Genomic DNA, 1369 nt, shown 5'->3' with positions numbered 1-1369 from the left:
GCCTCGGCCGCCGCGGGTATGACCTGTCGCACGCGCTCCATGACGGCGTCGAACGCGGCCTCGGTGAGCCGGACCATCTGCTGCACGAACGCGGCATGCACCTCGGTGGTGCGACCCGAGAGGTATTCGGGGGTCCACGCGATCACTCGCGCCATCGTGTCCTGATGGTCTTCCGCCAGGGAATGGACCATGGCGATTCCCAGAGCCTCATCCGGCACCGGGTGCTCGGGGCCGCCGAGGTTGATCGATCCCTTGCGCGACTTCCACACGCGGTCGCGCCGATCCCGCGCATGCTCGGGTGCCTCTTCGATGAGGCCGGCATCGGCGAGCACGCGGAGGTGGAAGCTGGCGCTGTTCGGAGCGACGCCGAGGTCGGCGGCGACATCGGCGGCGCGCAGGTGCTCGCGCCGCGCGAAGAGACGGATCATCTGGCGGCGAAGCGGGTGGGAGTAGGCCTTGAGCATCGCCGATGTCATCCAGACCCTGTCGGTCTCTTCCTGCGGCTCACTCATACCGCGAGTGTATCCGCACCCGAAGTTGCGCAATAAGTATTGCGCAACTCTTCGTGCGCAATTATGTTGGGGGCATGACGACCGCGACCGCGCCCAACCGACTCTGGCGCAACTCCCGATACCTGACCTGGCTCGTGAGCGACACGAGCAAGGGCCTCGCGGCCGCCCTCTTCGCCTTCGCGATCCCACTGCTCGCCCTGATCGTCACGAACGACCCCGCGCAGGCGGGCATCATCGGCGGCGCAGGCATGGTCTCCCGTCTGGCGCTGACGCTGATCGGCGGCATCCTGGCCGACCGGCACCGGCGCATCGTGCTCATGCTGACCGGTTCACTCGTCGGCATCCTGCTGTCGGGGGCTTTCACGGTGCTGGCGCTCGCAGACGCCCTGACCTTCGGCACCCTGCTCGCGGCCAACGTGCTGCTGGCCGCCCGCGGTGGACTCTTCGACGTCGCGGGCGAGAGTGCGATCAAAGAGATCGTGCCCGGCGACGCGATGGGCAGGGCCCAGGCCGCGAACCAGGGGCGGGATGCCGCGCTGCAGCTGGCCGGCGGCCCTCTCGGCGGAGTGCTTCTCGGTGTGGGAGGCTGGCTGGTCGGCGTCGTCATGACGCTCTGCCATGCGGTCGCCGCGGTGACGGCATGGATGCTGCAGCGCGAGGCGCGTCGCGCCGGAGTCGTGGACTCGGGGGCGGACCGCGGTGTCGACGGTGCTGCGGGCGTCGGCGGCGGGTCGGCGGTCGCCGGACCCGCCGTGGATCCGGCGGATGGTCTGGGATTCACCGCGGATGCAGCGCAGGATGCTGTCGCGATGGATGCCGCGGAGGATGCCCTCGCATCGGATGCCGGTGCGGCGCCG

At 69.8% G+C, this 1369-nt stretch carries 2 protein-coding genes; one reads left to right on the top strand and one right to left on the bottom strand.

Annotation, left to right across the window (positions count from 1 at the left end; genetic code table 11):
- Positions 1-512: helix-turn-helix domain-containing protein (locus tag J7E68_RS15060; protein ID WP_215173936.1), on the bottom strand; the 512-nt coding region annotated here is incomplete at its 3' end.
- 74 nt (positions 513-586) lie between these two features.
- Between J7E68_RS15060 and J7E68_RS15055 the strand changes: the two genes are divergently transcribed.
- Positions 587-1369: MFS transporter (locus tag J7E68_RS15055; RefSeq protein ID WP_215173934.1), on the top strand; the 783-nt coding region annotated here is incomplete at its 3' end.

Source organism: Microbacterium sp. ISL-103 (assembly GCF_018613995.1).
GTDB lineage: Bacteria > Actinomycetota > Actinomycetes > Actinomycetales > Microbacteriaceae > Microbacterium.
The sequence above is the reverse complement of the archived record's forward strand: the minus strand, read 5'-3'. Positions and strand labels throughout refer to the sequence as shown.